This is a genomic window from Bradyrhizobium sp. WCU1 (genome assembly GCF_053474805.1).
On record NZ_CM130280.1, the window covers coordinates 4906284 to 4930626 of the forward strand.

Sequence of the window (24343 nt, forward strand, 5' to 3'; positions counted from 1 at the left end):
CGCATGACCGCACCCGTCTGTCTGATATCAGGCGTTGGGCCCGGCACCGGCTCGGCGCTCGCCAGAAGGTTCGCCGCGGGCGGCTACCGCGTCGCGCTCCTCGCCAGGAATGAAACGCGCCTTGCCGCCCTCGAGCAGCAGTTGCCGGGCGCAAAAGCCTATCGATGCGATGTCTCCGACCCCACGCAGGTCGAGACGGTGGCCTCGGCCGTGGAGCACGATCTCGGCAGCCCCACTGTCGTGATCCACAATGCCGTCGGCGGCGCGTTCGGCACGTTCCGCGAGATCGATCCGGACATCCTCAATCGCAACTTCCAGGTCAACACGATGGGCCTGCTGTATCTGGCGAGGCGGTTCGCCCCGGCGATGGTCGACGCCGGCAAGGGTGCAATCGTCGCAACCGGCAACACGTCGGCATTGCGTGGCAAGGCCGGCTTTGCGGGGTTCGCGCCGACCAAGGCGGCGCAGCGGATTCTCGCCGAGGCGATGGCGCGCGATCTGGGGCCGCGGGGCGTCCACGTCGCCTATCTGGTGATCGATGCGGTGATCGACCTCGAATGGACGCGGAAGCGCTGGCCGGAGCGACCGGACGACTTCTTCATCAAGCCGCAGGCGATTGCGGAGGAGGTCTGGCACGTCGCCCATCAGGACCGCAGTGCGTGGTCGTTCAACGTCGAGATCAGGCCGTTCGGCGAAGCCTGGTAGGCGCAGCGGTCAATTCATGAGAGCCAAAGGGGAATTCGATGTCGCTCAGGAAGCTCATGGTCTCCGTTGCAATGCTCGCGGCGCTTGCCGCGGCTCCGGCCCGCGCCCAAACCCCGGGCATTTCGGAATCGGAGATCAAGGTCGGGGCGACATTCCCGTTCAGCGGCCCGGCATCTCCGCTCAGCAATGTCGGCAAGGGTCTCGTCGCCTACGTCCACTCCGTCAACGATCGCGGCGGCGTCAACGGCCGCAGGATCAATCTCATCACCTATGATGATGCCTATACGCCACCCAAGGCGGTGGAGCAGACCCGGAAGCTGATCGAGAGCGACGAGGTGGCGTTCCTGTTCAGCCCGCTCGGGACGCCCGGGATCGGCGCGACCATCAAATACGTGACCGCGAAGAAGGTGCCGCATCTCTTCGTCGTCAGCGGCGCGACCAAGTTCACGAACTTCACCGAGTTTCCGCTGACCACCACGGGCTTGCCGAGCTACAACACCGAAGGAAAGATCTACGCCAAATACATCGCGCAGACGGCGCCCGCTGCGAAGATCGCGATCCTCTACCAGAACGATGACCTCGGCCGCGATTTCGTGGCCGCATTCAAGGAAGCCTTGAAGGCCGATTTCGACAAGAAGGTGGTGACATCTCCCTATGAAGTCACCGAGCCAACCATCGAGTCCCACGTCGTATCGCTGAAGGCGTCGGGCGCGCAGGCATTCCTGATCGCCGGCACCCCGAAATTCGCGGCGCAGGCGATCAAGAAGGCGAGCGAGATCGGCTGGATGCCGCTCACCATCGTCAACTACGTGTCGAGCTCGATCTCCGCGACCATCGTGCCGGCCGGAGTGGACAAGGCGGTGGGCGTCGTCGTGGCGACGATCGTCAAGGATCCGAATGACAAGAAGTGGGCCGACGATCCCGGCATCAAATGGTATCGCGCTCACTTCGAAAAATATCTTGCGGGGGCCGACATCGGCGACAGCAACTATATGTTCGGCACCCAGCAGGGCCAGATTCTGGAGCAGGTGCTGAAGCAGTGCGGCGACGATCTGTCGCGCGAGAACATCGTGAAGCAGGCGCGCAACCTCAAGGGGCTCGCGCTGCCGACCCTGATGCCGGGCATCACGATCAACACCGGCCCCGACAACAGCATGGCCTATACCCAGCTTCAGCTGCAGCGCTGGACTGGAAGCTCCTGGGAACAGTTCGGCGGCGTGCAGAGCGCCGGCGCGAACTGAGCTGTTGCATTGCCTGTGCGCCAGAGCACGATCCGGAAAAGCGCGAAGCGGTTTTCCGGAAGATCATGCTCAAACAACGAGCTGACGCGCCATGACCATTCAACCCAATCTCATCGCGCTTTAGTGGAGCCGTCGTGCGATCGGCTTTGCCAGCGCGCTGTGCCAGTCCCATTGCGACGACTGGTCGCTCGACCGCAGGCTTGCCAGAAACGCCGTGGTCTTCGGCTGCACCCGCGAGCCGTCGATCACCTCGAGCTGGCCGCACCGGTTGAGCGTGTGCAGCTTGCGCCCAGTCCATAGCGGTCCGGGCTTGAGCACGTGTCGAACTGCCTGCCGGTACGTCGCAGGCGACAGTTCGAGCACTTCCGCAAGTCCGAGCGCCGCGCCATAGCCGTTGCTGCAGTCCTGCACCGGCCGCCACAACTTTCCATTGACGGTCACGAAGTTGCCGGCCGGCCGCGTGGTGGCGCGATCCATCAGGATCGGGTTGGCCGCATGCGGCTGCCAGGGGCCGAGCAATTGCTCGGCGTGATAGATCGCAAGCGTGTCGGAATATCCGCCGCTGCCGTCACGCCAGGCCCCGAACATGTAGTGGCGGCCGTCATGCCGGGTGATGGTCACGTCGGCGAGCTCGAGCCCGGACAGCAGCGTCGAGTGGCGCTCCCACTTGTCCGGAAAGCGGATGCATTTGTAGAGCGGAACGTCCCGATGCGCGGTGCTTTCCGGGATCATCCAGAGCTCGCCATCGTTCTCGATCAGGAAAGGGTACGACAGGTGCCAAGGCTCTTCCAGCACCGGCATCACCTTGCCGACCGGTCCGTTGCCGTCGAACTCGATCGCGGAGATGATGCCCTTGCCGGTCCGGTGGTCAAGGTCTTCGAAGAACACGAAGGTCCTGCCCTGCCATTTCACCGGGAAGGGATCGGCATAGCAGCGGTTGCCAGGATCGGCGAGCACGTTCCAGGCAGGTCCCGACAGTTCGCCGGTGCGCCAGATATCCGTGGTCCCGGCGAAGCGCCAACCGACATGCCAGTGCGGCGCGTAGCAGCACAGACGATAGATCTCCTTGGCGATCGAGGTCGCCACGCCGCGCACCACAAAGGGTGCGGGATTTCGCGGCGCGCCGCCATTCGCTGGAGCCGGCAAGTGCGGTACCAGGCGCGGAGCTCCCGACAGGATCGGCGGCAGCATCGCCAGTGTGCGTGCCATCACCGTTTCGAGCCCGCCGCTCAGGCCGGCGGCGATTTCCGCGGAGGGATGGCCGCGGTCCAGCACCGCGCCGTCGCACTCATTGACGATTTCGATCACGGGCAGATCGCCGGCGAGAATGGCCGCCAATGCGGCACTTTCTCCCGCGTGTCCGTTGAACCGCGGACGGAGATACAGTCCGGCGGAACAATTCGGATCCCGCTCGGCGCTGGTGAAGTCGATCACCACGTCGGGGCGACCCGCGCGCGGCCGCTGCGGGATCGGCTTCACCCGGTCGGCGCCGCCGGCCTTGCCCTTGCGCAGGACGATGCGTTCGAGCTCGAACAGCATGTCGAGGCCGGCGGGTTGCGGTGCCGGCGTCGTGGTCCAGGCGATTTGAACGGGAATATCCTGATCGTTGACGCGCAGTGAATCACGGCACATCCAGAGCCGCGCCTGCTCTCGATCGCAGCGAAACTCGATAATCATGTCCAGCCCAACTTCCTAGTATGCGTCCACTCCCACGGCATTGCCGAGAATGCGGACGTATTCCTCGATCATGGCATCCAACGAATAGCGCGACTTCAGGCCCACGGCGCTTTGCCGCAGCTGGTCGCTCAACGAACGATCCGTCAGGACCTTCGACACGGCGGCCGAGAATTCGGCCTCGTCGGCAGCATCGACGAACACTGCCGCGGGCTGCCCCTGATAGGACAGCACTTCGCGCAGCACGGGGAGGTCGTTGACGACGCAGGGAATGCCGGCGCTCGCGGCTTCGACCGCGGCGAGGCCGAAGGTTTCGGCCTGCGTCGGAAAGACGAAGACGTCGAGGCAGGCCAGGAAATCGGCCATCTGGCGCGGTGGAATCTCGCCTATGAAGTGGAGCCGGTCCGAGACATCAAGCTCGTCCGCGAGAGCCCGGAGCCGCCCTTCGTCGGCGCCCTGGCCGGCTAGGGCAAGCTGCCAGGACGGATCGGCAGCGAGCAGGCGAATTGCCGCATCGAGCCGCTTGTGCGGATGCAGCCTTGCTGCACAGCCGAGCAAGGTGCGGTCGGCCGGCAGCTTGAATTGCTGCCGCGCGACATCTTTCGGCAGGCTGTGCGACTTGTCGTCGAAGCCATGCGGCACATGCTTCATGCGTGACCGGTAGGGAGCGGGATAGCGCGCGTATTCACGCTCCATGTCGCGCGAGTTCAGCGTGATGCACTGGAAGAAGCCGGTCGTGCCCATGATGATGTCGGCAGCGCGCACGGGCATGCTCATCGACAGCGCCGAAGATACCTGGTTGGCGATCACCGGGGCGCGGCTGACGAGCCGCGACACGCCGCCGCCGATCACATTGCCGAAGTGCTGGAATGTCAGCACGACGTCCGGATTGATGGTCCTGAGATGACCGGCGAGCATCCACAGCATGCGCAGCAGCGCCAGGGGATTTCCGGGCCGGGTTTGCGCGCAATAGAACGTGTTGGGCGGCTCGTCGAAGCAGTCGGATTTGCGGAAGAAGAACAGGTTGGCGACGTCATAGCCACGCGCGGTGAGGCCGGCGCCGAGCAGCCGCGAGATCTCCTGCGCGCCGGCGTTCTCGGCCTGGGTCTGCACCAGGACGACACGGAGCTTCGGCTTGCTCTCGTTCGGTCGACCGCCTGATGCGCTCGATGCCTCGCGCAATTCTGTGCTTGGCGTGTATTGGAGCACGGATTCCTCACCCGTCGAGGGCGTGGATTCGTCTCCCCCATTCGTGCGCGCGTAACTATCACGCGAAGCGTGCGCGTGCACCGAATAGCGCGTTTTGAGGTTACTGCTCATTTAGCAATCAGACATGTGTCAGCAATCGAGAGCCATGGTCCCACACAGGATACAGCCGGCTCGTTAACTAATTGGTTACGGCAGCGCAGAGATGGGTAACCGGCGATTAACCATAGATATCCACGTTGGTGCAGCACAGAGCAGTGCTGTCAGTTGAATTCGAGTCGGAGCCCATGAAGTTCGGTAGCCGCGCAGGCCCGAGACGTTCCGAAGTCATGGAACCCGCAGCGTCGTGGGAAACTGCCGACGCTCAGTCTTAGTCGTTACGGTCCGCAACGCGGACGGCGTAGGTGTTGCCTTTCGACGACGATGGATGCGACAGCACCAGAACGGACGGATCGACGCCGGTCCGCCGGCGGCACAGCACGTTGAGCGCGATGGTGGCGAGCACCAGCGAGGCCGTCGCCGAGATCGCGGCACCGAGCACGCCGAGCCAGGGGATCAGCACGACAAATCCCACCAGCCGCAATGCGACGTTGGCGGCGACCACCGGCACGTAATCGCGCTCATGCCCGGTCAGTTGCAGGACCGCGGCCGACGGACCGCCTGCCGCCTGGAACGCCGTCCCGATCGCGAGCACGATCAACACCCACTGCTGCGCGGCGAAATGCGGCCCGAACAGGCCGAGAAGGTGGGGCGCAGCGACCCAGACGATGACGAGCCCGCTGAGCACGCAGAGCGCGGTGACCTCGGCCATCAGCTTCAGCGTATGTTCGAGCTCGCGGTGATTCTTGCTGAAATACAGCGACGGCAGCCGGCGCGCGCCGAATGTGTAGAGCGCAGCCGACAGCATGGCGAAGATGTTCGCCAGGCGCGAGGCGGCGAAATAGACGCCAGCAGTCGCCGGATCCAGCATCCAGTAGACCAGGATGACGTCGAAATACTGGTTCGCCGCTTCGAGAATGGATGCGAGCCAGAACCGGAACGCACTGCGATTCCAACGCGAGCTCTCGAAGCGCGCCGTGACCGTGCGCAGGTTCGGCAGCACGCGCATGATCGACACGATCTGCACGATCAGCCCGATGGCCATCGCGACGGTCATCGCCGTGAACAGTTCGACGGGGCTGAGCTGCCGGTGACCGAACAGCGCCGCGATCAGGACCAGGACGACGGCAACCCGCCAGAAGAACTCGCGATTGCCTTCGCCCATCAGAATGCTGACCAGGGATCGCGCGATCTGGCTGCCGAGCATGAGCCCGGCATTGACGGCGGTGAACGCCGAGACCGAGAGGATCAGCAACCACCATTCGCCGCGAACGGTTGCCACCGCGGCGATCGCGGCGATCGAGATCAGCATCCCGATCGCCGAGTTCTTCAGGCTCGACAGCAGCACACCCTTGGTGAGCTCGGTCTGGCCGCGCACCTCATATTCATTGAGGAAGCGAACCAGCAGCAGCTCCTGGCCGACCAGTCCCGCGACCGAGGCGATCTGGGCGATCGAGAGCAAGGTTGCGAAGTCCCCGAACGCGTCGGGTGTCATCGTCCGCGCGGCCAGCGAGAACAAGGCGAACGCGAGCCCGCCGCTGCCGACCTTGAGCAGGATGGTCCCGGCAACGCCGCGCGTGACATCGCGCCGTAGCATTTGGAGCACAGAGGCAATCACCAGAGACGTCTCAATATCCTGTCAGGCCGCTGACCGTAGCAATCGGTGAGGTCAGGAGTGTTAATGTTCTCTTGCTAAAATTCCGTTCCTCTCGACGGCCCGCGTTCCAGGCAGTCCTGAACCGGGCCAATATGTCGCGCTGCTCCATTCTGGAACGTCGCTGTTCTTCGCCGTCCCCAAACGGCGCAGGTCGGATCGGGATCCGCAGCAGGTCCTGCCGCGCGCGCGGCGCGGATCGAAGCCGCGCTGGTGCGTCAACGGCACCCGTCGAAGCTCCACGGCCAGGCAATTGTCCCGCCAGCGCGCAGCGGAGCCTCCAAAGGGTCGGTTTCATGATCACTCTCGGTGCAAGCTATGTGCCGCGACCTCGTTGATCGCAATCCGGTCTTTTCGTTAACCTCAACAACAGAACGCATCATGCTCGACCGGTGGTGTGGCATGGCAGGCAAGGAAGTTGCAGTTCCATGGCCTATTAGCCGTCGGAGCGGACAAAGATGATTGCCGAGGAAGGCACCAACCAGCCGATCGCGGCCTGCGAGGCTGAAATGAACGAAACGGACGTTGCCATTGTTGGTGCCGGTTTGGCGGGCTCGCTGGCGCGGGCTGTCCTCTCGAGGGCCGGGTATCGGGTCGTCCTGATCGACAAGCGCTCGATCCCGCCGGACGAATTCCGTGTCGAGAAGGTCGCGGGACGGCAGATCGATATCTTCCGCCGCCTGGGCTTCCTGGGCGATGTCGAGGCCGTCGCCTCGTCCTATGACCGGGTGCTCAACATCAGGGGCGGCCGACTGGTCGATGTCGGTGTCGGGCGCTCCTACGGGGTTTCCTATGCCGACCTCGTCAACATGGCGCGCGGCCTGACGCCGGAGCCGTCCACCTTCCTGCTTGACCAGGTGACCGACGTCAGCTGTAGCGAGGATCGCCAGCAGCTGACGCTGGCCTCCGGAAAGCGCGTGGTCTCGCGGCTGGTCGTTCTGGCGACCGGCATGGCCGGCGTGCTTGGCTACAACCTCGGAATGCGCCGCCGAATGATTGCCGCGCGTCATTCCGTCACCTTCGGCTTCACCATCGCGCGGCCGGATAACGCGCCGTTCGGCTTCGATGCGCTGACCTGCTACGGCAAGGAGGCGGCCGACGGCGTCGACTATCTCAGCCTGTTTCCGATGTCGGGCGGGATGCGGGCGAACCTGTTCATGTTCCGCGATCCGACTGATCCGATCATGCGCGAGCTGCGCCGCGACACCGCGCGGACGCTGCTTCGCCTGATGCCGGGATTGCAGCGCTATCTCGGCGATTTCAAGATCCGCGGTTCGGTGCACAACTGGGTCATGGACCTGTCAGTGACCGAGGGGCATCTGCAGCCGGGCATCGTGCTGATCGGCGATGCCTTCCAGACCAACTGTCCGGCGGCCGGAACCGGCGTCAGCCGCCTGCTGGTCGATGTCGAGCGTCTCTGCAACGAATATGTGCCGCGCTGGCTCGAGACCGACGGCATGGGCACGGAAAAGATCGCGCAGTTCTATGCCGATCGGGACAAGCTCGCCGCCGACCGGCACTCGCTGCAGCTGGCGCGCTTTCGCGAGGCCTTGACCTCGAACACCGATGTGCGCTGGACCATGCAGCGGAAGCTGCACTTCCTGCGCCGCATGATCACCCATCGGGTGGACCGGATTCATCCGGGATGGGTGATGCGCGTGCGCAGCGCGCTGCATTAAAGCGTGATCCGGAAAAGTGCGAAGCGGTTTTCCGAAAGATCACGCTTAAACAAGAATCTAAAGCGCGATGACGACCAACATGATCGCATCGCGCTTTAGGGCGGCGCGCGCGTCTCTATTCAGAACCGAAATGCGTTAGCGCGTGCCGGTCGAGGTGCGGATCGGCCGGAGATCGGTCACGCGCTTGGCGGCCTGCTTGATCCAGGGCGCCTGCTTCAGGGCGAACAACGCCAGCGAGCCGGCCGCGCTGCCGGCCTGTGTCACACTCGACATCGGCGTCGGCTGGCCTCCGAGCTGCATCTTGTAGGGTTCGTCGCCGATGGTGAAATCCAGCACCCGGTCTCCGCGCTCAATGCAATCCTTGGCGACACGTTCGAAGGTCAGCGCGCCGATCGACTGGCTCTTGTATCGCTCGATGTCGAACGCCGTCATGACGACGAGGAGGCTGCCGCGGTGGACCAGTCCGAGGGCGGTGGCGATGACGTTGCCGTCCATTTTCATGGCATAGAGCCGCGTAAACGAGCCCATGCCGCGAAGCGCCACGCTCGAGTAGAATTCGAAATACTCCGGTCGCTGCAGCAGGTCGCCGTCACCGCGGGCCCGAAACCGCGGACCGCGAAACTTCCGCATGACGTCCATGGCCTCGCCGATTGAGGCGCTGTCGTCGCAGCATGTGAAGGTGACCGTGCCCTTCTTGTGGATCTGGCGCCACTTCTTGGCCAGCTCCTTTTGATAGGGCTTTCCCAACGCATTGATCTGCCATTGCTCGAACGGGGCGACCAGAACCGTCGCATAGGCGTTCGTATCCATCAGGCTGCGGTGAGGCGCTCCGAGCAAATTCTCGATCGGCATTCGGGCATCGAGCAGCTTGGGTATGCGGAGCAGGTCGAACGGCCGGACCAGCTTGCGGAGCGTCTCGCAGGCCTGCCGGTCCTGCAGCAGATCGGTGAATGTCTTGGTGGCGCAGACTGGAGACAGATAGTCCGACACGCGAAGGTCCGCGAACTCGATCGTGCGCATCGGCCCGCGCCGCACCCGCAGCAACGGCAGCACGGCTGCGAGCGCCTTGCTGGCGCGATGACGGACGACGACGACCAGCGGCTTCGCTGCCGCGGCGGGAGCTAGCTTGCGGTAGAGGCTGTCCAACCAAAGCGGATGCTGGAAGGCGGTCGCGTCCGAGCCTTCAAACAATGTCGCGTATTCTTCAGACAGGAAGTCGAATGCGTCGTCGATGCAGACATCGAACGCGTCATCATTCTTGTTCATGTGAAACCAGTAAACGGCACCTTAAAAAGCGCCGGTCAAGCCGGCGCACCGCCATCATAGCAAAGGCCGATGACCTCGGGCACCGGTAGAATATGATTTGTATTAATGCAGTGCCTCGACCTTTGCTTGTTGTTGCTGGTCGGGCGTCGCTGGCCTCGCGGAAGCATCAAGTGTGATGTCGCCGCCGCCGAGCCCGGCGGCCTGCATCGTTAACAATCCGTTTACGGTCCGTCCTGAATCAATCTGCCGCGGGATATCATGCGTCGTCTGGACCGGATATTGCAGTTGGGGGCGCGTAAGTCCTCGAGCCACTGGTGAAATGTTGAGTCACTGCCAAAAAGCGCGCGTTTCCTGCGCCATCCCGCCCTCGCATGCCGATCGCGAGCCGGCTCGGCGCCCCGATTCGGACATGGCTGCTTCGGCTGTCCCGATTTGCAACACTTCGCGCAGCGAACAACCGGTATCTGCGGCGGGTGTGCCAGCCGGATCTGCGACGCCGAACAGCATGCTGGAGCGTCGCACCAATCCCGTCGGCCGGGCTGCGACCGCCGGCGTTCCGCGGGCAACCGTCGGCGGGCTGCGTCTTGCCGTGCTCGATCGCGAGCAGACTGCGGACTTCATGATCGAGGCGGTGTATCCGAACCGGCGGATCGACCGCCCGCTGTACCTGACCTCGGCCAATGGCGAGGTGCTGTCGCGCTGCTCGACCGAGCCGATGACCGACCGCCTGTTCCGTGCCGCCGACCTGATCAATGCCGATGGCCAGCCGCTGGTCATGGTGTCGAAGCTGCGGTCGCCAAACCCGCTTCCCGAGCGCGTCGCGACCACGGATCTGTTCCACGACGTCGCGCGCAAGGCGGAAGAGCTCGGGCTGACCTTCTATCTGTTCGGGGCGAATGACGCCGAAAACAAATCGGCGATCGCCAATGTCCGCCGCGCCTATCCGGCCCTCAAGATCGTCGGCCATTCCCACGGCTATCTGCGCGGCGATGCGCTGCGGGCCAAGGTGGACGAAATCAACGCGCTGGCGCCGGACTTCCTCTGGGTCGCGCTCGGCGTGCCCTATGAACAGGCCTTCGTCGACGAGTTCATGCCGCGGCTTGGCAATGTCGGCGTCATCAAGACCTCGGGCGGATTGTTCAACTTCCTGTCCGGATCGCGACCCCGCGCGCCGAGATGGATGCAGATCGTCGGTCTCGAATGGGCCTGGCGTCTTTGGCTCGAGCCGCGCCGGCTGTTCTGGCGCTATCTGACCACAAATCCCCACGCTCTCTATCTTCTTTTCAACCGCACCCGGTCCTCGTCGACCAGGGACTGAAACACATACCGCGTGCATTCTGCGCTCCGGCCCGATCCACCCCCCAGCGCAAGCCCGTCCGATGAGCGGAGTGCAACCGACGGGCCGCGGCCTCGAAGCGCGGAACGAAACGGCCGGGCGTGGGTCTTTTGGCAATTCGACCACCGGCAGCGCTGGAAGGAAGACATCCTCTGCGCGATCACTCCACCGGTCCGCCAGGCCCTTTCGCTCGCGACGCATGCAGATCGCGCTGCGCGCCAGTCTTGTCTGAGCCCTGCCTTGCCTGACATGATCGGAGGAATAATAGTTCCTCCGCACGGGCAAACAAGGAACCGACGGCGTTGCCGGACATTGCAAGCAAAGACGAGTTCGATGTCACGCGTGCAGCCTTTGCCGCGACCATCGGCAACATGCTGGAGTTCTACGACTTCATCACCTACAGTTTCTTTGCGACCGAGATCGGGCACACGTTCTTTCCCGCGCAAAGTGAGTATGGCAGCCTGATGCTGTCGCTTGCGACCTTCGGCGCCGGTTTCCTGACGCGGCCGATCGGCGGCATCGTGCTCGGCGTCTTCTCCGACCGGGTCGGCCGACGGCCGGCGATGTTGCTGAGTTTCGCCTTGATGGGCGGAGCGATCCTGACCATCGCGCTGACGCCGTCCTATGCCGCGATCGGCATCGTGGCGCCGATCATCGTGATCCTGGCGCGGATGGTGCAGGGGTTCGCGCTCGGCGGCGAGGTCGGACCGACCACGGCCTATCTCATCGAGATCGCAGCGCCGAGGAATCGCGGCCTGGTGGTGGCATGGCAGCCCGCGAGCCAGGAGGTCGCGGCGACGATCGGCGCTCTTGTCGGTGTCATCCTGAGCAGCACGATGGCGCCCGACGCGCTGCAGGCTTACGGATGGCGGGTCGCATTCCTGCTCGGGGCGGTCTGCCTGCCGTTCGGCATCTGGATGCGCCGTACGCTGCCGGAAACGGTTCCCCACGGCGAGCGCGCCGGCGCTGATGTCGAGAGCTCGAACCATGTCGCGTTGGCGCGCCGGCACTTTCGCGTGATCGTGCTGGCGCTGATGATCCTCGCCAGCGGCACGATCTCGACCTACGTGACGCAGTACATGACGACCTACGCCAAGAACACGCTGCATGTGCCGCCGTCGCTGGCGTTCACCGTGTCGCTGGTGAGCAACGGACTTCAGATCATCGGTGCGGTGCTCGGCGGCTGGCTCGCGGACCGGCTGGGGCGCAAGCCGATCATGATCTGGCCGCAACTGGTCGTGCTGGTGCTGACCTATCCGGCCTTCCTGTGGATCGTCCGGGATCCCGGCGCGGGGTCGCTGCTGTTCGGCTTCGGCCTCCTATCGTTCATCGGATCGCTGCCGTTCACGGCGTTCTATGCCGCCTTCACCGAAGCGCTGCCGCAGAACATTCGCGGCGGCGTGTTCGCCACGATCTACGCGGTCGCGATCGCGACGTTCGGCGGTACCGCGCAGCTCGTGGTCACGTGGCTGCTGCACGTAACCGGCGATCCCTTGGCGCCGTCCTGGTATCTCTTGCTCGCGGCTGCGGTCGGCATCGTGGCGATGAGCCTGATGCCCGAGACCGCGCCGGTAAAGGTCGGCGACAAGTAATGCCGGGTTGATCTAGTCCATGTCGCGGAAGGCGTGGCCTTTGGCCTCGATCTCCTTCACGAGCTGCGCCGGCAGATTGGCCTGCCCGAAGCTGCCGTCGAAAACCCAGTCCTTGGCATCACCGAGATCAGGAAGGCCGGCGCCCTTGCGGACGTAGAGACCGACCGATGCCTTCTTCGGATTGATGTAGAGATCGTAGTCCATTGCGCGCCTCCTCTCCGTTGAAGTTCAACGGAAGTTCCAGCGGCAGCCGGAGCTTCCTGGAGTGAACGCCGACAAGGCTAGGCGGGTTTCTTCGCCTCCGGCGCCAGCACCACCGACGCTTCGCTCGTCAGCATCAGGAACGTGATGGTCTCCTGGAAATAGAGCTGGACCGCGGTCGCTGAGTGGCTGAGATAGCCGATCGACAGGTCCTGGCCGATCGAGAGCTGGAAATCGCCGCCGCGGGTGGTGAGCAGGACACCGCCCTCGATCGCGGGCGCCCAGATGATCTTGCCGTCGACCAGCCGCTGGATGTGCTGCAGCACCGGATAGCCGTCGTCGGTGGCGCCGCCGATCGCGGTATAGGGCTCGGTGCCGAGCAGCAGCGTGTAGGGGCCGTTGACGCCGGCGAGCCGCAACTGGCTCACCGCCTGCGCGACCACATTGGGGTAGTTCTTGACGCTCGCCGGCAGCGTCAGCACCGGGTTGCTGGTGCCCTGGCGGATGCCCTGGATGCCGGCGGCGGCGTAGCCGTCGAACACCGCGCGATCTTCGGCGAAGGCGATCTTGCGTGCCGCTTGCTTCAGCGGGTCCCAGTCGGAATCATTCGCGCCGCGCTCGACATCATCGATCGCCTGGCGTGACAGCTCGAAAGGCACGCGCAGCTCGACCAGCGCGCGGACCTCGCGCTGCGTCGCCTCGACCCCGTCGCCGGGCGTCGCAATCTTCTTGAGATGGCCGGTGCCGACCGCGGAGAAATCCGTCCCCTTCGGACCGTCGACGTCGACGACACGGCGCGCCGCCAGGTGGCGCTTCAACGTGCGCGAGGCTTCCTCTTCGATCTGGGCCCATGCCGCGTCGGAGATGGGGGCCAGTCCCCGATGAAGATTATTCATGTCCAGCGTCTCCTTTCAGTGAGCCGATGCCGAGCGAGCCGTCGGCCGGCGTTATTCTTGGTGCAGGCGCCTCGTCGGCCCCGGCGTCGTCCAGCGATGGTTCAGCGGCGGCAGGCGCGTCGACGGTGACATCCTCCAGGAAGGTCGCCGACGGGACGAAGTACAGCGTGCCGGTAACGGCACGGCTGAAGTCGAGCAGGCGGTCGTAATTGCCCGGCGGCTTGCCGACGAACATGTTCTCCAGCATCTGCTCGATCCGGTGCGGGGACTTGGCGTAGCCGATGAAATAGGTGCCGAACTCGCCCTCGCTGACATTGCCGAACGGCATGTTGTCGCGCACGATGTCGAGCTCCTCGCCGTTCTCGACGATCGTCGTCAGCGCATTGTGGGCATAGCTCGGCTTCACCGCATCGTCGAGCTCGATATCGGACAGCTTGGTGCGGCCGATGATCTTCTCCTGCATCTCGACCGGCAGTTCGTTCCACTTCTTCAGGTCGTGCAGGTATTTTTGCACGATCACATAGCTGCCGCCGGCGAACGCCGCGTCCTCGTCGCCGATGATGGTGGCGTCGGTGGCTGCCTGATCTTCGGGGTTCTCGGTGCCGTCGACAAAGCCGAGCAGGTCGCGCTCGTCGAAATATTTGAAGCCGTGCACCTCGTCCGACGTGGCGACGGCATCGCCGAGCCGTGACATGATTTGTGTCGCGAGCTCGAAGCACAGATCCATCGGCACGGCGCGGATGTGAAACAGCAAATCGCCGGGCGTTGCGACGGCGTGGTGGACGCCGTTGATCTCGCGGAACGGATGCAGACCTTTCGGCTTCGGCGCGCCGAACAACCGGTCCCATGCATCGGAGCCGATCCCCATGACGCAGGACAGCCGGCCCTCGAGATCGCGGAAGCCGACCGCGCGCACCAGCGCGGCCACATCGGCGCACAGCGACCGTACCACCGCATCATATTCCGGATCGGGCTTGATCGTGACCGCAAGGAAGATGGCCGCGCGCGTCAGCTTCGCAGCGACCGGTTGCGGAACGGCTGATGGCACGCAAGTCTCCTCAACTAGAACGGCACGTCACGGCGACGAAAGGCGGGCCGGACGCCCGATCGGCGTCCAGATACATGGCAGAGGAGCATGCCATCGGAACCTTTACAAGAGCCCGATTGCTAGGCTTCCGCGGATGGACCAACCGGCTTGCCGGACTTCTCTTCCTCGAGGGTCACTGCAATGGCGGCATTGGCCGAGAGCCGCACCTTGGAGCCTTCGACACCGGCGACGAAGCCGAGCTCGATATAGTGGTGATGACCCTTGTGGAAACCGTCGCTCTCGCTCTTCTTGAGCTTGATGCGGTTGCCTTCGACGCGATCGACGGTACCGACATGCACGCCATCGGCGCCGATGACCTCCATGTTGTCCTTGATGTTCTGCGTCATGGCGCTCTCCCTGGTTGAAGCTCAGTCTGCATATGATGCGCCCAGACGACGCGGCGATGACAGCGCGTCGTCGGCAATCCGGGCCTGCTTCACACCGGCTCGAATTCGTCGGCCGCCGCGTTCTCTGGCTTCCTGCCGTTGAAGGTGAGGCCGGCCTTGGTGGCGGAAAGCTTGACCTGCGAGCCGTCGCGCACGTCGCCGGCGAGGATCATCTCGGCGAGCGGATCCTGCACGCTGCGCTGGATCACCCGCTTCAGTGGGCGGGCACCATAGGCAGGATCCCAGCCTTTCTCCGCCAGCCAGTCGCGGGCCTTCGGGTCGAGTTCGAGGTCGATCTTGCGATCCTCCAGCAGCTTGCGCAGGCGCGCAAACTGGATCTCGACGATGCGGCCCATGTCGCTCTTCTGCAGCCGGTGGAACAGGATGATCTCGTCGATGCGGTTGAGGAATTCGGGGCGGAAATGCGCCCGCACCATGTTCATCACCTGCTCGCGCACCGCGCCGGTGCCCTGGCCTTCCGGCTGGTTGACGAGGTATTCGGCGCCGATATTCGAGGTCATGATGATCAGCGTGTTGCGGAAATCGACGGTGCGGCCCTGGCCGTCGGTCAGACGCCCGTCGTCAAGCACCTGCAGCAGCACATTGAAGACATCCGGATGCGCCTTCTCGATCTCGTCGAACAGCACCACCTGGTAGGGCCGCCGCCGCACGGCTTCGGTCAGGGCGCCACCCTCGTCGTAGCCGACATAGCCGGGCGGGGCGCCGATCAGCCGCGAGACCGAGTGTTTCTCCATGTATTCGGACATGTCGAGGCGGATCATCGCGGTCTCGTCGTCGAACAGATATTCGGCGAGCGCCTTTGCAAGCTCGGTCTTGCCGACGCCGGTTGGGCCTAAGAACATGAACGAGCCGATCGGCCGGTTCGGGTCCTGCAATCCGGCGCGCGCGCGGCGCACCGCGGTCGACACCGCACGCACCGCCTCGGCCTGGCCGACGACGCGCTTGCCGAGCATCTCCTCCATGCGCAGCAGCTTGTCCTTCTCGCCTTCCAGCATCTTATCGACCGGAACGCCGGTCCAGCGCGACACCACAGCCGCGATATTGTCCGCGGTCACGGTTTCGCTGGCGGACGAGGTCTCGCTGGCCTCGACCGCCGCGAGCTTCTTCTCAAGCTCGGGAATGCGGCCATAGGCCAGCTCGCCCGCCTTCTGGAATTCGCCCTTGCGCTGCGCGTTGGCGAGCTCGGTACGCAGCTGCTCGAGCTCACCCTTCATCTTCTGCGCATCGGAGAGCTTGCTCTTCTCCAAGCGCCATCGCGACGTCATGTCCGCCGATTTCTTCTCGAGGTCCACGAGATCCTTCTCGAGCGTCTGCAGCCGGCTCCTGGAGCCGAGATCGGTCTCCTTCTTGAGCGCCTCCTGCTCGATCTTGAGCCGGATGATCTCGCGGTCGAGCGAGTCGAGTTCCTCGGGCTTGGAATCGACCTGCATCTTCAGCCGTGCCGCGGCCTCGTCCATCAGGTCGATCGCCTTGTCGGGCAGGAAACGGTCGGTGATGTAGCGGTTCGACAGCGTGGCGGCGGCGACCAGCGCAGAGTCAGCAATGCGGACGCCGTGATGCTGCTCGTATTTGTCCTTGAGGCCGCGCAGGATCGAGATGGTGTCCTCGACCGTCGGCTCCGACACGAACACCGGCTGGAATCGCCGCGCCAGCGCCGGGTCCTTCTCGACATGCTTGCGATATTCGTCGAGCGTGGTGGCGCCGACGCAATGCAGCTCACCGCGCGCCAGCGCCGGCTTCAGCAGGTTCGAGGCGTCCATCGCGCCGTCACCCTTGCCGGCGCCGATCAGCGTGTGCATCTCGTCGATGAACAAGATGATGCCACCCTCGGCTGATGTCACCTCCTGCAGCACCGCCTTGAGCCGTTCCTCGAACTCGCCGCGGTACTTCGCGCCGGCGATCAGCGCGCCGAGGTCGAGCGCGAGCAGCGCCTTGTCCTGCAGGCTTTCCGGCACGTCGCCATTGACGATGCGCAGCGCAAGGCCCTCGACGATCGCGGTCTTGCCGACGCCGGGCTCGCCGATCAGGACGGGATTGTTCTTGGTGCGGCGCGACAGCACCTGGATGGTGCGGCGAATTTCCTCGTCGCGGCCGATCACCGGGTCGAGCTTGCCGTCGCGTGCCGCCTGGGTGAGGTCGCGGGCGTATTTCTTCAGCGCGTCATAGGCGTTCTCGGCGGACGCGCTGTCGGCGGTGCGGCCCTTGCGTAGCGCGTTGATCGCTGCATTCAGGTTCTGCGGATTGACGCCGCCCTTGGCGAGCAGCTTGCCGGCGTCGCTGTCCTTGTCGGCCGCAAGGGCCTGCAGCAGCCGTTCGACCGACACAAAACTGTCGCCGGCCTTGTCGGCGGCCTGTTCCGCCGCGGCGAAGCCGCGCGCGGTCTCCGGCGCCAGATAGATCTGTCCGGAGCCGGCGCCGCTGACCTTCGGCACCTTCGCCAGCGCGTCCTCGGTCGCCTTGAGGATCGCGCGCGAATTGCCGCCGGCCCGGTCGATCAGGCCGGCCGCGAGGCCTTCGGGGTCGTCGAGCAGGACTTTCAGGATGTGCAGCGTCGAGAACTGCTGATGCCCCTCGCGCGTCGCAAGCGATTGCGCCGACTGAATGAAGCCGCGGACCCGATCGGTATATTTTTCAATGTTCATCGTGGCACCTCAAGGCAGCACAAGCTCGTCGCGATCGGTATGCCATGCATTGCCGCCGGCGACAGATGGCGGAACGATGACATCCATCATGCGGCAGCTCAGTGCATGTGCGCCGGCGGAAAACCGCGCGCCCGACGCTGCCGCGGGTCGTATCGTGTGGTCGATTCAGAGGTGTGTCAATCGCCGAGCGCGCCGCCGGCACTCGTCCGGAGGCAGTGCTGGAGCGATCGCGGTGCTCTGCAAGGCGCGCAACCCGGCGAGCCCGGATCGTTACAATCGTGCGACAGCCAAGATCGGATTCGCGCTTTCGGAAACGATCACCTCGCTCGCCACGAAGTGTACCTGTTGATGCTGGTGAACATCGCGCGCGATGTTCCACTGAATCACGCGATGCTGCATCACCGCGTACTCTGAACCGTCGATGAATGGCAGCGCGCGTGCGTTTCCAATCGCGTCGATGCGTTTCAGGCTCGTGTAAGGTCAAGCAGCTAGCGATGAAGTATGTCGGTGCGTTGCCGATGCGCGGAACTTTTGTTCCGGCTGTTACGTTAACGGGCTCGTGCTCATCGAAGAGGCTCCCAATGACCACTCGTCTCCTTTCGACCGTGTCGTGTGCAGCGATTGCCACGGCGCTGTTCTATGTCTCCGCCGTGCCGGCAATCGCGCAGGACGCGGCATGTGCGCCGGTCTCCGCGGTCGACACCGCGCCGCCGCCGCTGCCGACCTACGATCAGCCGCCGGTTCCCGGGCCCGGCTACATGTGGTCGCCAGGCAATTGGTCGTGGGACGAGGATCGCGGCGATTACTACTGGGTCCCGGGCACCTGGGTGCAGCCGCCGCGGGTCGGACTGTTGTGGACCCCCGGTTATTGGGGCGCGTTCGGCGGCGGCTTCATTTTCCACCAGGGCTATTGGGGCGAGCGCGTCGGATTCTACGGTGGCATCAATTACGGCTTCGGCTACGGCGGTTCGGGCTACGAAGGCGGCCGCTGGGATCACGGCAACTTCTTCTACAATCGCACCGTGAACAATCTGCAGGGCGCGCAGATCACCAACGTCTACGAGAAGAACGTCACGATCAACCAGACCACCGTCAACAACGTCAGCTACAATGGTGGCCGCGGTGGCATTGAAGTGCGGCCGACGCCTGCCGAGCGCGCGGTCGCCAACGAACAGCATTTCGCGCCGACACCGTTGCAACGCAAGCAGGTCGAGACCGCGAGCCAGGATCCGAGCCTGTTCAAGCGCGCCAACAACGGCGTGCCCGCCGTCGCGGCGACGGCGCGTCCCGGCGAGTTGAAGGGACCGGGCGTGGTCCATGCGCGGCCGGCCGGCGAGGCGGTGCCCGCCACCGCTGCAAAGCCGGCAGCGGGGGAACCGGCACGGCCGGGGGCTGCAGCCGCCGCGCCGGCGGAGTCCCATGCGCTCCCGGTCCCGGGGAAGGAGATTCCTCCCGCCCAGCAGAACAAGCCCGCGGCCGAGGAGAGACGCGCAACCACTGCTCCGGAGACCAAGCTTGAGCCGCATCCGGCAGCGCCTGCGCCTGCCGGGTCTCATGCGCTTCCGGCACCTGAGAAGGGCGTCGCGGGGCATCCACCGGCCGAGGCGAACAAGCCTGCGGTCGAAGAGAAGCGCGCGGCGCCCGCCGCCGAGCCCAAGGTCGAGCCGCGTCCCGCAACGGAAGCTGCGCATCCCGCCGTGCAGGAGAAGCGACCCGAGGAAGTGCGCCGGGAAGAGCCGCGGCCCGAGCCGGCCGCGAAGCCCGTCGCGCGGCCGGAGCAGGCAGCAAGGCCCGAACCGCGGCCGGAGCCTGCGGCGCGGCCCGAGGCACATCCGCAGCAGGCGGCCCGGCCAGAGCCGCACGTCCAGGCCCCGCCCCATGTTCAGGCGCCGCCGCGTCCCGCGCCCGCAGGTCATCCTGCGGAGGAGAAGCGGCCGGAGCAACACTGAGCCATGATCGCGCTCCGCCGGCTCGTTCCGGCGGAGCGCGATATCTGTTTTGCCCGCGCGCAAGCAATCATCACTGGAGATCGGTCATGGCACAGAGTCACGGTGGCGACGGACAGCTCGACGACGGCAAGCCCCGCCTCAGCGAGGACGATATGCAGCGGGCCCTGCTCGGGCCGAGAGGCGTGCCGGGCAAGCCGGACACCGCCAAGATGACGCCGCAGCAGGAAAAGAACATGCCGAAATATCTGGATCCCGGGCATACCTCGTAGCGGCTGCGATCTGAGTACATGCCGCGTCGCCTGTTGCGGAGCGACGAGCGAGCGCACTTGCAAATCGCCCGCTTTTGCGCCCTCATGATCGCAGGTGCACTCACGGTGTTGCGGAGCTGGTTGTGAGAAATCCGTACGAGGTCCTTGGCGTTGCCCCGACGGCGTCTGCGGCCGACATCCAGAAAGCCTATCGCAAGCTGGCCAAGAAGCTGCACCCGGATCTCAATCCGGGCGACAAGGCTGCCGAGGACAAGTTCAAGGAAGTCGCCGCTGCGAACGATCTGCTCGGCGATGCCGACAAGCGCAGGCGCTTCGACGCCGGCGAGATCGACGAAAGCGGCGCCGAGCGGCCGCAGCACCGCTACTACCGGGATTTCGCCACCGCGGATGCGGGGCATCCTTATGCCGACAGCTCCGGCTATGCCGACTACATGGACCAGGACGACGCCTTCGCCGAGTTGCTCCGGCGCACCGAGCAGGCGCGCGCCAATCGGCGTGGCCACGACCTGCACTACAGCCTCGTGATCGACTTCGCCGAATCGATCGCCGGTGCGAGCAAGCGGCTGACATTGCCCGACGGCGGCACGCTCGATGTGACGATCCCGCCGGGCCTCATCGACGGCCAGGTCATCCGCCTGCGCGGCAAGGGCATGCCCGGCAGCGGCAAGGGTGGCCCCGGCGATGCGCTGATCGAAGTCGATGTCCGCCCCGATCCGCGCTTCACCCGCGACGGCGACGACATCTCGCTGGAATTGCCGATCTCGCTGTCGGAAGCCGTGCTCGGCGGCAAGGTCAACGTTCCGACGCCGACCGGCGCCGTGACCATGACGGTTCCAAAGGGCTCGAACACCGGCACGACCATGCGGTTGCGCGGCAAGGGCGCGCCCAAGGTCGGCGGCGGCCACGGCGATGAACTCGTCAAGCTCAAGGTGGTCCTGCCCAAGGGACCCGATCCCGCGCTCGAGGCGTTCGTATCGAACTGGGATCGCAAGGGCTTCAATCCGCGCGAGGACGGTGCACCATGAACAAGCAGCAATTCCTCATCGATGCGGGTCTCGAGGTGCAGACCCTGGAATTCTGGATCGAGCAGCAATGGCTGGTTCCGGAGCAGTCCGCTCACGACGTCAGCTTCTCCGACACCGATGTGGCGCGCGCGCATCTGATCAGGGACCTCAAGGGCGATTTCGGCGTCAACGACGAGGGCGTCGACGTCATCCTGCATCTGGTCGATCAGCTGCATGGCTTGCGCCGTGCGTTCGAAGAATTGCACAAGGATATCGCGTCATCGCCGCGCTAGTCCATGATCCGGAAAGTGCGAAGCGGCTTTCCGAAAAGATCATGCTCAAACAACAAGCTCGTCTGAGTCGAACGTCAGACCCGGGAGACGATCATGACGGACAAGCCGACGCCGCTGGCCCATGGCGAGATCGACGTTCTCATCCTGCAGGCATTGGTGCGCAAGCTGATCGCAAAGGGCGTGCTGACGCCGGACGACGTCCGCGCGATGCTGTTCGAGGCGGCGAAGAATCTGGACCTCGTCGGCAGCGAGCTGACCACGGAAGCCGCCAACATCATCGTGCAGGAAGATCTGGCGCCGGCGTTTCTTGGCGGTTGAGCCGTCAGGTCTGGCCGCTGCGGCTGGAGACCAGCCGGATCCTTGTGACCTGGCCGGCATTGCCGGCGAGATAGGCCTGTGCGTCGCGGACCAGCCGCTCCACCCCGGCCGCATCATAGCTCGGATGACGCGTGTTCAGATGCAGGTCGGTCTCGATCTGCATGACGTTCGTCGTCGCCTGCGCGTCGATCTCGATCGAGAACGACACCAGCGAAACGTGCGGGCTCTTGAACGCCATCTGTGATCTCCATTTGTCGTGTTATCGCGCGCAAGGCCTCGGCATCACCGCGTGCGCCGTGACCTCAGGCTGCGGAATCTTCCCTGGCGGCCGGCGCATGTTGCGTGCCCACGGCTGCGTGTCCCCGGTCGAGCTCCTCGATCATACCACGGGCGATCTCGCGCTCGCCCATGATCACGATGTCGGCCCCGAGCCCCTTCAGATGATCGACCTCGGCGTCGGAATGCGCCCGCGCGATGATCTGGATGCCGGCATTCGCTGCGCGTGCCTGCTCGACGATCTGTCCGGCCTCGAACGCCTCGGGAATGGCGATGACCAGCGACCGGGCGCCGGCCGGATTGGTTGCACGCAGCACGCTGGCGCGGGCGGCGTTGCCCATCAGGGCCTCGATGCCGCGCTGCTTGAGCTTTGCCACCATGTCGTCGGACGCCTCGACCGCGAGGAACGGCGCGTTGCGCTGGTGCAGGGCGTCGCCGACGATGCTGCCGACCCGGCCGTAGCCGACCAGGATGGTGTGGTCCTGCAAGTCCGTGACCGGGATCGGCTCCGCGGTTGCGGCCGTCGGCGAGGCGGTCTGCGGCATCTCGAGCCGGGCCGTCAGCCAATCGACCACCGCGAACACCAGCGGGTTGAGCATGATCGAAAAGATCGCGCCGGCCAGGATCAGGTCGCGGCCGGCCTTCGGCAGCAGGTTGAGCGCGACGCCGAGCTCGGCGAGGATGAAGGAGAATTCGCCGATCTGGGCGAGGCTCGCCGAGATCATCAGTGCGGTCGCCATCGGATGACGGAACAATACGACGATCAGCAGCGCGGCGAGCGACTTGCCGACCACGATGACGAACAGGGTCGCTGCGAACGGCCAGGGCTCGCGCACCACGCTGAGCGGATCGAACAGCATGCCGACCGAGACGAAGAACAGCACCGCGAAGGCGTCGCGCAGCGGCAGCGTCTCCTGCGCGGCGCGCTGGCTGAGCGGCGATTCCCGCAGCATCATCCCGGCGAAGAAGGCGCCGAGCGCCAGCGAAACCCCGAACAGCTTGGTCGCGCCGAACGCGATGCAGAGCGCGATCGCGAGCACGGTCAGGCGGAACAGCTCGCGCGAGCCGGTGTGCGCGATGTAATGCAGCACCCATGGGATCAGCCGGCGTCCGACCACAAGCATCAGCGCGATGAACACCGCGATCTTGACGAGAGTGAGCGCAACCACGCCGGGCAGCCCGAGGCCGAAGCGGGTGGCAAGCGGATCGGAGGCGAGCGCCACGCCTTCGCCGCTCTGGAAGCTCGCCACCGCCGGGAACAGCACCAGCGCCAGCACCATGGCGAGGTCTTCGACGATCAGCCAGCCGACCGCGATCTTGCCGCGTTCGGTGTCCATCAGGCGGCGCTCCTGCAGCGCGCGCAACAAGACGACGGTACTTGCGACTGACAATGCCAGTCCGAACACCAGGCCCGCGCCGACGGTCCAGCCCATCAGGAGCGCCAGGCCGAGCCCCAGCAGCGTGGCGACCGCAATCTGCGCGATCGCGCCAGGCACCGCGATCGCGCGTACCGACAGCAGGTCGTTCAGCGAGAAATGCAGGCCGACGCCGAACATCAGCAGGATGATACCGAGCTCGGCGAGCTCGGTGGCGAGCGCCTGATCGGCAACGAAGCCGGGTGTGAAGGGACCGACGGCGACGCCCGCGAGCAGGTAGCCGACCAGTGGCGGAACCCGAAAGCGCTGGGCGATGGTTCCGAAGACGAAGGCGAGGCCAAGGCCCGCGACGACGGTCGCGATCAGAGGTGTGTCATGCGGCATTTCGCCTTGTCGCACAGCATCCTCGGCGGTGCACCGCGACCATTTGAGGCGCGGCATTCCGCGCGGGAATCGTGATCTATTGCTCATCATGTGAGCATATGATCTCATGGCGGAATGGATCCGCGGCTTCCCGAGACCGATCTGGTCATCTTCGACTGCGACGGTGTGCTCGTCGACAGCGAGGCGTTGAGTTGCCGCTGCCTCGCCGAGGCGATGGTCCGGGCCGGCATCGAGATCAGCACGGAGCAGGTGCTAGAACTCTTCCTCGGGCGCAGCACCGCGGCCCTGGTCGACTATTGCCGGGGCGTGGGAAAGCCATTGCCCGCGACGTTCCTGCCTGAACTGGCGCTGGATGTGCGCGAGACCTTCCGCGCCCGGCTCAAGCCGATTGCCGGCATCGCGGCGGTGCTTGCGGAGTTGCGGCTGCCATATTGCGTTGCTTCGTCGAGCGATCTCGAGCGGGTCAAATTCTCGCTGGAGCTGACCGGCCTTGCGCCGAGCTTCGGGCAACGGCTCTACACCGCGCAAATGGTCAAGCAGGGCAAGCCGGCGCCGGATCTGTTCCTGCATGCGGCAAGCGCGATGGCAGCCGACCCGCGCCGCACGCTGGTGATCGAGGACAGCGTCAGCGGGGTGACGGCCGCGAAGGCCGCGGGCATGAAAGTGTGGGGATTTGTCGGCGGCGCCCACTACCGCTTGGCGGACGGCAGTGCTCTGCTGCGACAGGCGGGAGCGGATCGAATCTTCGCCGCGATGGCTGATTTCTGGATGGAAGGCTGACACGGCACG

22 protein-coding genes are annotated in these 24343 nt (G+C 64.9%); 11 read left to right on the forward strand and 11 right to left on the reverse strand.

Features of this window, described 5'->3' with window-relative positions:
- Nucleotides 1-3: 3 nt before the first annotated feature.
- Complete coding sequence (locus tag ACTUWL_RS22735) at nucleotides 4-705, forward strand: SDR family NAD(P)-dependent oxidoreductase (RefSeq protein ID WP_021077110.1); 702 nt, start codon at nucleotides 4-6, stop codon at nucleotides 703-705.
- Nucleotides 706-743: 38 nt separating this feature from the next.
- Nucleotides 744-1946 carry an ABC transporter substrate-binding protein gene (locus ACTUWL_RS22740; RefSeq protein ID WP_035650165.1) on the forward strand — a complete coding sequence of 401 codons (1203 nt, stop codon included), beginning with the start codon at nucleotides 744-746 and terminating at the stop codon, nucleotides 1944-1946.
- Between the two features lie 120 nt (nucleotides 1947-2066).
- Here the strand turns inward: ACTUWL_RS22740 and ACTUWL_RS22745 are convergent, their stop codons facing one another.
- The 3 genes from ACTUWL_RS22745 to ACTUWL_RS22755 all read right to left on the reverse strand — a co-directional run bounded on the left by ACTUWL_RS22745 (nucleotide 2067) and on the right by ACTUWL_RS22755 (nucleotide 6522).
- Nucleotides 2067-3623 (reverse strand): glucosamine inositolphosphorylceramide transferase family protein, encoded by a 1557-nt coding sequence (locus ACTUWL_RS22745; protein ID WP_021077112.1) that lies wholly within the window; start codon nucleotides 3621-3623, stop codon nucleotides 2067-2069.
- 15 nt (nucleotides 3624-3638) lie between these two features.
- The gene (locus ACTUWL_RS22750; protein ID WP_021077113.1) at nucleotides 3639-4829 is read right to left on the reverse strand and encodes a glycosyltransferase family 4 protein; all 1191 of its coding nucleotides are present in this window, start codon (nucleotides 4827-4829) and stop codon (nucleotides 3639-3641) included.
- Between the two features lie 367 nt (nucleotides 4830-5196).
- Nucleotides 5197-6522, reverse strand: coding sequence for a lipopolysaccharide biosynthesis protein (locus ACTUWL_RS22755; protein ID WP_210256675.1), 1326 nt, complete (start codon nucleotides 6520-6522; stop codon nucleotides 5197-5199).
- A 515-nt stretch (nucleotides 6523-7037) separates the two neighbouring features.
- Here ACTUWL_RS22755 and ACTUWL_RS22760 point away from each other — a divergent pair.
- Entirely contained in the window at nucleotides 7038-8258 is a 1221-nt protein-coding gene (locus tag ACTUWL_RS22760) for an FAD-dependent oxidoreductase (RefSeq protein ID WP_021077115.1), read from the forward strand.
- Nucleotides 8259-8393: 135 nt separating this feature from the next.
- Here the strand turns inward: ACTUWL_RS22760 and ACTUWL_RS22765 are convergent, their stop codons facing one another.
- Nucleotides 8394-9524, reverse strand: a complete 1131-nt coding sequence (locus tag ACTUWL_RS22765) for a GNAT family N-acetyltransferase (protein ID WP_021077116.1) — start codon at nucleotides 9522-9524, stop codon at nucleotides 8394-8396.
- 505 nt (nucleotides 9525-10029) lie between these two features.
- Between ACTUWL_RS22765 and ACTUWL_RS22770 the strand changes: the two genes are divergently transcribed.
- Together ACTUWL_RS22770 and ACTUWL_RS22775 are read left to right on the forward strand one after the other, a co-directional pair.
- Nucleotides 10030-10842 (forward strand): WecB/TagA/CpsF family glycosyltransferase, encoded by an 813-nt coding sequence (locus ACTUWL_RS22770; protein WP_021077117.1) that lies wholly within the window; start codon nucleotides 10030-10032, stop codon nucleotides 10840-10842.
- Nucleotides 10843-11162: 320 nt separating this feature from the next.
- Complete coding sequence (locus ACTUWL_RS22775; RefSeq protein ID WP_021077118.1) at nucleotides 11163-12452, forward strand: MFS transporter; 1290 nt, start codon at nucleotides 11163-11165, stop codon at nucleotides 12450-12452.
- A 12-nt stretch (nucleotides 12453-12464) separates the two neighbouring features.
- Here ACTUWL_RS22775 and ACTUWL_RS22780 read toward each other — a convergent pair whose 3' ends face one another.
- The 5 genes from ACTUWL_RS22780 to clpB form a co-directional block, all read right to left on the reverse strand.
- Nucleotides 12465-12656 carry a hypothetical protein gene (locus ACTUWL_RS22780; RefSeq protein ID WP_021077119.1) on the reverse strand — a complete coding sequence of 64 codons (192 nt, stop codon included), beginning with the start codon at nucleotides 12654-12656 and terminating at the stop codon, nucleotides 12465-12467.
- A 77-nt stretch (nucleotides 12657-12733) separates the two neighbouring features.
- Nucleotides 12734-13549: a family 1 encapsulin nanocompartment shell protein gene (locus ACTUWL_RS22785; RefSeq protein WP_021077120.1), complete on the reverse strand. Its 816-nt coding sequence runs from the start codon at nucleotides 13547-13549 to the stop codon at nucleotides 12734-12736.
- Entirely contained in the window at nucleotides 13542-14597 is a 1056-nt protein-coding gene (locus ACTUWL_RS22790) for a Dyp-type peroxidase (RefSeq protein WP_021077121.1), read from the reverse strand. The genes ACTUWL_RS22785 and ACTUWL_RS22790 overlap by 8 nt, the downstream gene beginning before the upstream one ends.
- A 119-nt stretch (nucleotides 14598-14716) precedes the next feature.
- Entirely contained in the window at nucleotides 14717-14983 is a 267-nt protein-coding gene (locus ACTUWL_RS22795) for a DUF2171 domain-containing protein (RefSeq protein ID WP_021077122.1), read from the reverse strand.
- Between the two features lie 89 nt (nucleotides 14984-15072).
- Complete coding sequence (gene clpB, locus ACTUWL_RS22800) at nucleotides 15073-17685, reverse strand: ATP-dependent chaperone ClpB (RefSeq protein ID WP_106940087.1); 2613 nt, start codon at nucleotides 17683-17685, stop codon at nucleotides 15073-15075.
- A 581-nt stretch (nucleotides 17686-18266) separates the two neighbouring features.
- Here clpB and ACTUWL_RS22805 point away from each other — a divergent pair.
- The 5 genes from ACTUWL_RS22805 (at nucleotide 18267) to ACTUWL_RS22825 (ending at nucleotide 21518) form a co-directional block, all read left to right on the forward strand.
- Entirely contained in the window at nucleotides 18267-19634 is a 1368-nt protein-coding gene (locus ACTUWL_RS22805) for a YXWGXW repeat-containing protein (protein WP_021081491.1), read from the forward strand.
- A gap of 86 nt (nucleotides 19635-19720) precedes the next feature.
- Nucleotides 19721-19903, forward strand: coding sequence for a hypothetical protein (locus tag ACTUWL_RS22810; RefSeq protein WP_021081492.1), 183 nt, complete (start codon nucleotides 19721-19723; stop codon nucleotides 19901-19903).
- 122 nt (nucleotides 19904-20025) lie between these two features.
- Complete coding sequence (locus ACTUWL_RS22815; RefSeq protein ID WP_021081493.1) at nucleotides 20026-20928, forward strand: DnaJ C-terminal domain-containing protein; 903 nt, start codon at nucleotides 20026-20028, stop codon at nucleotides 20926-20928.
- The gene (locus ACTUWL_RS22820) at nucleotides 20925-21200 is read left to right on the forward strand and encodes a chaperone modulator CbpM (protein ID WP_021081494.1); all 276 of its coding nucleotides are present in this window, start codon (nucleotides 20925-20927) and stop codon (nucleotides 21198-21200) included. The genes ACTUWL_RS22815 and ACTUWL_RS22820 overlap by 4 nt, the downstream gene beginning before the upstream one ends.
- Nucleotides 21201-21293: 93 nt before the next feature.
- Nucleotides 21294-21518 carry a hypothetical protein gene (locus ACTUWL_RS22825; protein WP_021081495.1) on the forward strand — a complete coding sequence of 75 codons (225 nt, stop codon included), beginning with the start codon at nucleotides 21294-21296 and terminating at the stop codon, nucleotides 21516-21518.
- A 4-nt stretch (nucleotides 21519-21522) separates the two neighbouring features.
- On the opposite strand, the gene ACTUWL_RS22830 is transcribed toward ACTUWL_RS22825, so the two are convergent.
- Both ACTUWL_RS22830 and ybaL read right to left on the reverse strand, forming a co-directional pair.
- The gene (locus ACTUWL_RS22830) at nucleotides 21523-21756 is read right to left on the reverse strand and encodes a hypothetical protein (RefSeq protein ID WP_021081496.1); all 234 of its coding nucleotides are present in this window, start codon (nucleotides 21754-21756) and stop codon (nucleotides 21523-21525) included.
- Nucleotides 21757-21820: 64 nt separating this feature from the next.
- Nucleotides 21821-23554, reverse strand: coding sequence for a YbaL family putative K(+) efflux transporter (gene ybaL, locus ACTUWL_RS22835; RefSeq protein WP_035653035.1), 1734 nt, complete (start codon nucleotides 23552-23554; stop codon nucleotides 21821-21823).
- A gap of 114 nt (nucleotides 23555-23668) precedes the next feature.
- Between ybaL and ACTUWL_RS22840 the strand changes: the two genes are divergently transcribed.
- Nucleotides 23669-24334 carry an HAD family hydrolase gene (locus tag ACTUWL_RS22840; RefSeq protein WP_021081498.1) on the forward strand — a complete coding sequence of 222 codons (666 nt, stop codon included), beginning with the start codon at nucleotides 23669-23671 and terminating at the stop codon, nucleotides 24332-24334.
- The last annotated feature ends 9 nt before the right edge of the window (nucleotides 24335-24343 follow it).

Coding starts and splice junctions, on each gene's coding strand:
- ACTUWL_RS22825 (WP_021081495.1), top strand. CDS start 21,294: ATGACGGACAAGCCGACGCCGCTGGCCCATGGCGAGATCGACGTTCTC.
- ACTUWL_RS22780 (WP_021077119.1), bottom strand. CDS start 12,656: ATGGACTACGATCTCTACATCAATCCGAAGAAGGCATCGGTCGGTCTC.
- ACTUWL_RS22840 (WP_021081498.1), top strand. CDS start 23,669: ATGGATCCGCGGCTTCCCGAGACCGATCTGGTCATCTTCGACTGCGAC.
- ACTUWL_RS22830 (WP_021081496.1), bottom strand. CDS start 21,756: ATGGCGTTCAAGAGCCCGCACGTTTCGCTGGTGTCGTTCTCGATCGAG.
- ACTUWL_RS22795 (WP_021077122.1), bottom strand. CDS start 14,983: ATGACGCAGAACATCAAGGACAACATGGAGGTCATCGGCGCCGATGGC.
- ACTUWL_RS22785 (WP_021077120.1), bottom strand. CDS start 13,549: ATGAATAATCTTCATCGGGGACTGGCCCCCATCTCCGACGCGGCATGG.
- ACTUWL_RS22765 (WP_021077116.1), bottom strand. CDS start 9,524: ATGAACAAGAATGATGACGCGTTCGATGTCTGCATCGACGACGCATTC.
- ACTUWL_RS22810 (WP_021081492.1), top strand. CDS start 19,721: ATGGCACAGAGTCACGGTGGCGACGGACAGCTCGACGACGGCAAGCCC.
- ybaL (WP_035653035.1), bottom strand. CDS start 23,554: ATGCCGCATGACACACCTCTGATCGCGACCGTCGTCGCGGGCCTTGGC.
- ACTUWL_RS22760 (WP_021077115.1), top strand. CDS start 7,038: ATGATTGCCGAGGAAGGCACCAACCAGCCGATCGCGGCCTGCGAGGCT.
- ACTUWL_RS22745 (WP_021077112.1), bottom strand. CDS start 3,623: ATGATTATCGAGTTTCGCTGCGATCGAGAGCAGGCGCGGCTCTGGATG.
- ACTUWL_RS22770 (WP_021077117.1), top strand. CDS start 10,030: ATGCTGGAGCGTCGCACCAATCCCGTCGGCCGGGCTGCGACCGCCGGC.
- ACTUWL_RS22740 (WP_035650165.1), top strand. CDS start 744: ATGTCGCTCAGGAAGCTCATGGTCTCCGTTGCAATGCTCGCGGCGCTT.
- ACTUWL_RS22805 (WP_021081491.1), top strand. CDS start 18,267: ATGACCACTCGTCTCCTTTCGACCGTGTCGTGTGCAGCGATTGCCACG.
- ACTUWL_RS22820 (WP_021081494.1), top strand. CDS start 20,925: ATGAACAAGCAGCAATTCCTCATCGATGCGGGTCTCGAGGTGCAGACC.
- ACTUWL_RS22755 (WP_210256675.1), bottom strand. CDS start 6,522: ATGCTACGGCGCGATGTCACGCGCGGCGTTGCCGGGACCATCCTGCTC.
- ACTUWL_RS22735 (WP_021077110.1), top strand. CDS start 4: ATGACCGCACCCGTCTGTCTGATATCAGGCGTTGGGCCCGGCACCGGC.
- clpB (WP_106940087.1), bottom strand. CDS start 17,685: ATGAACATTGAAAAATATACCGATCGGGTCCGCGGCTTCATTCAGTCG.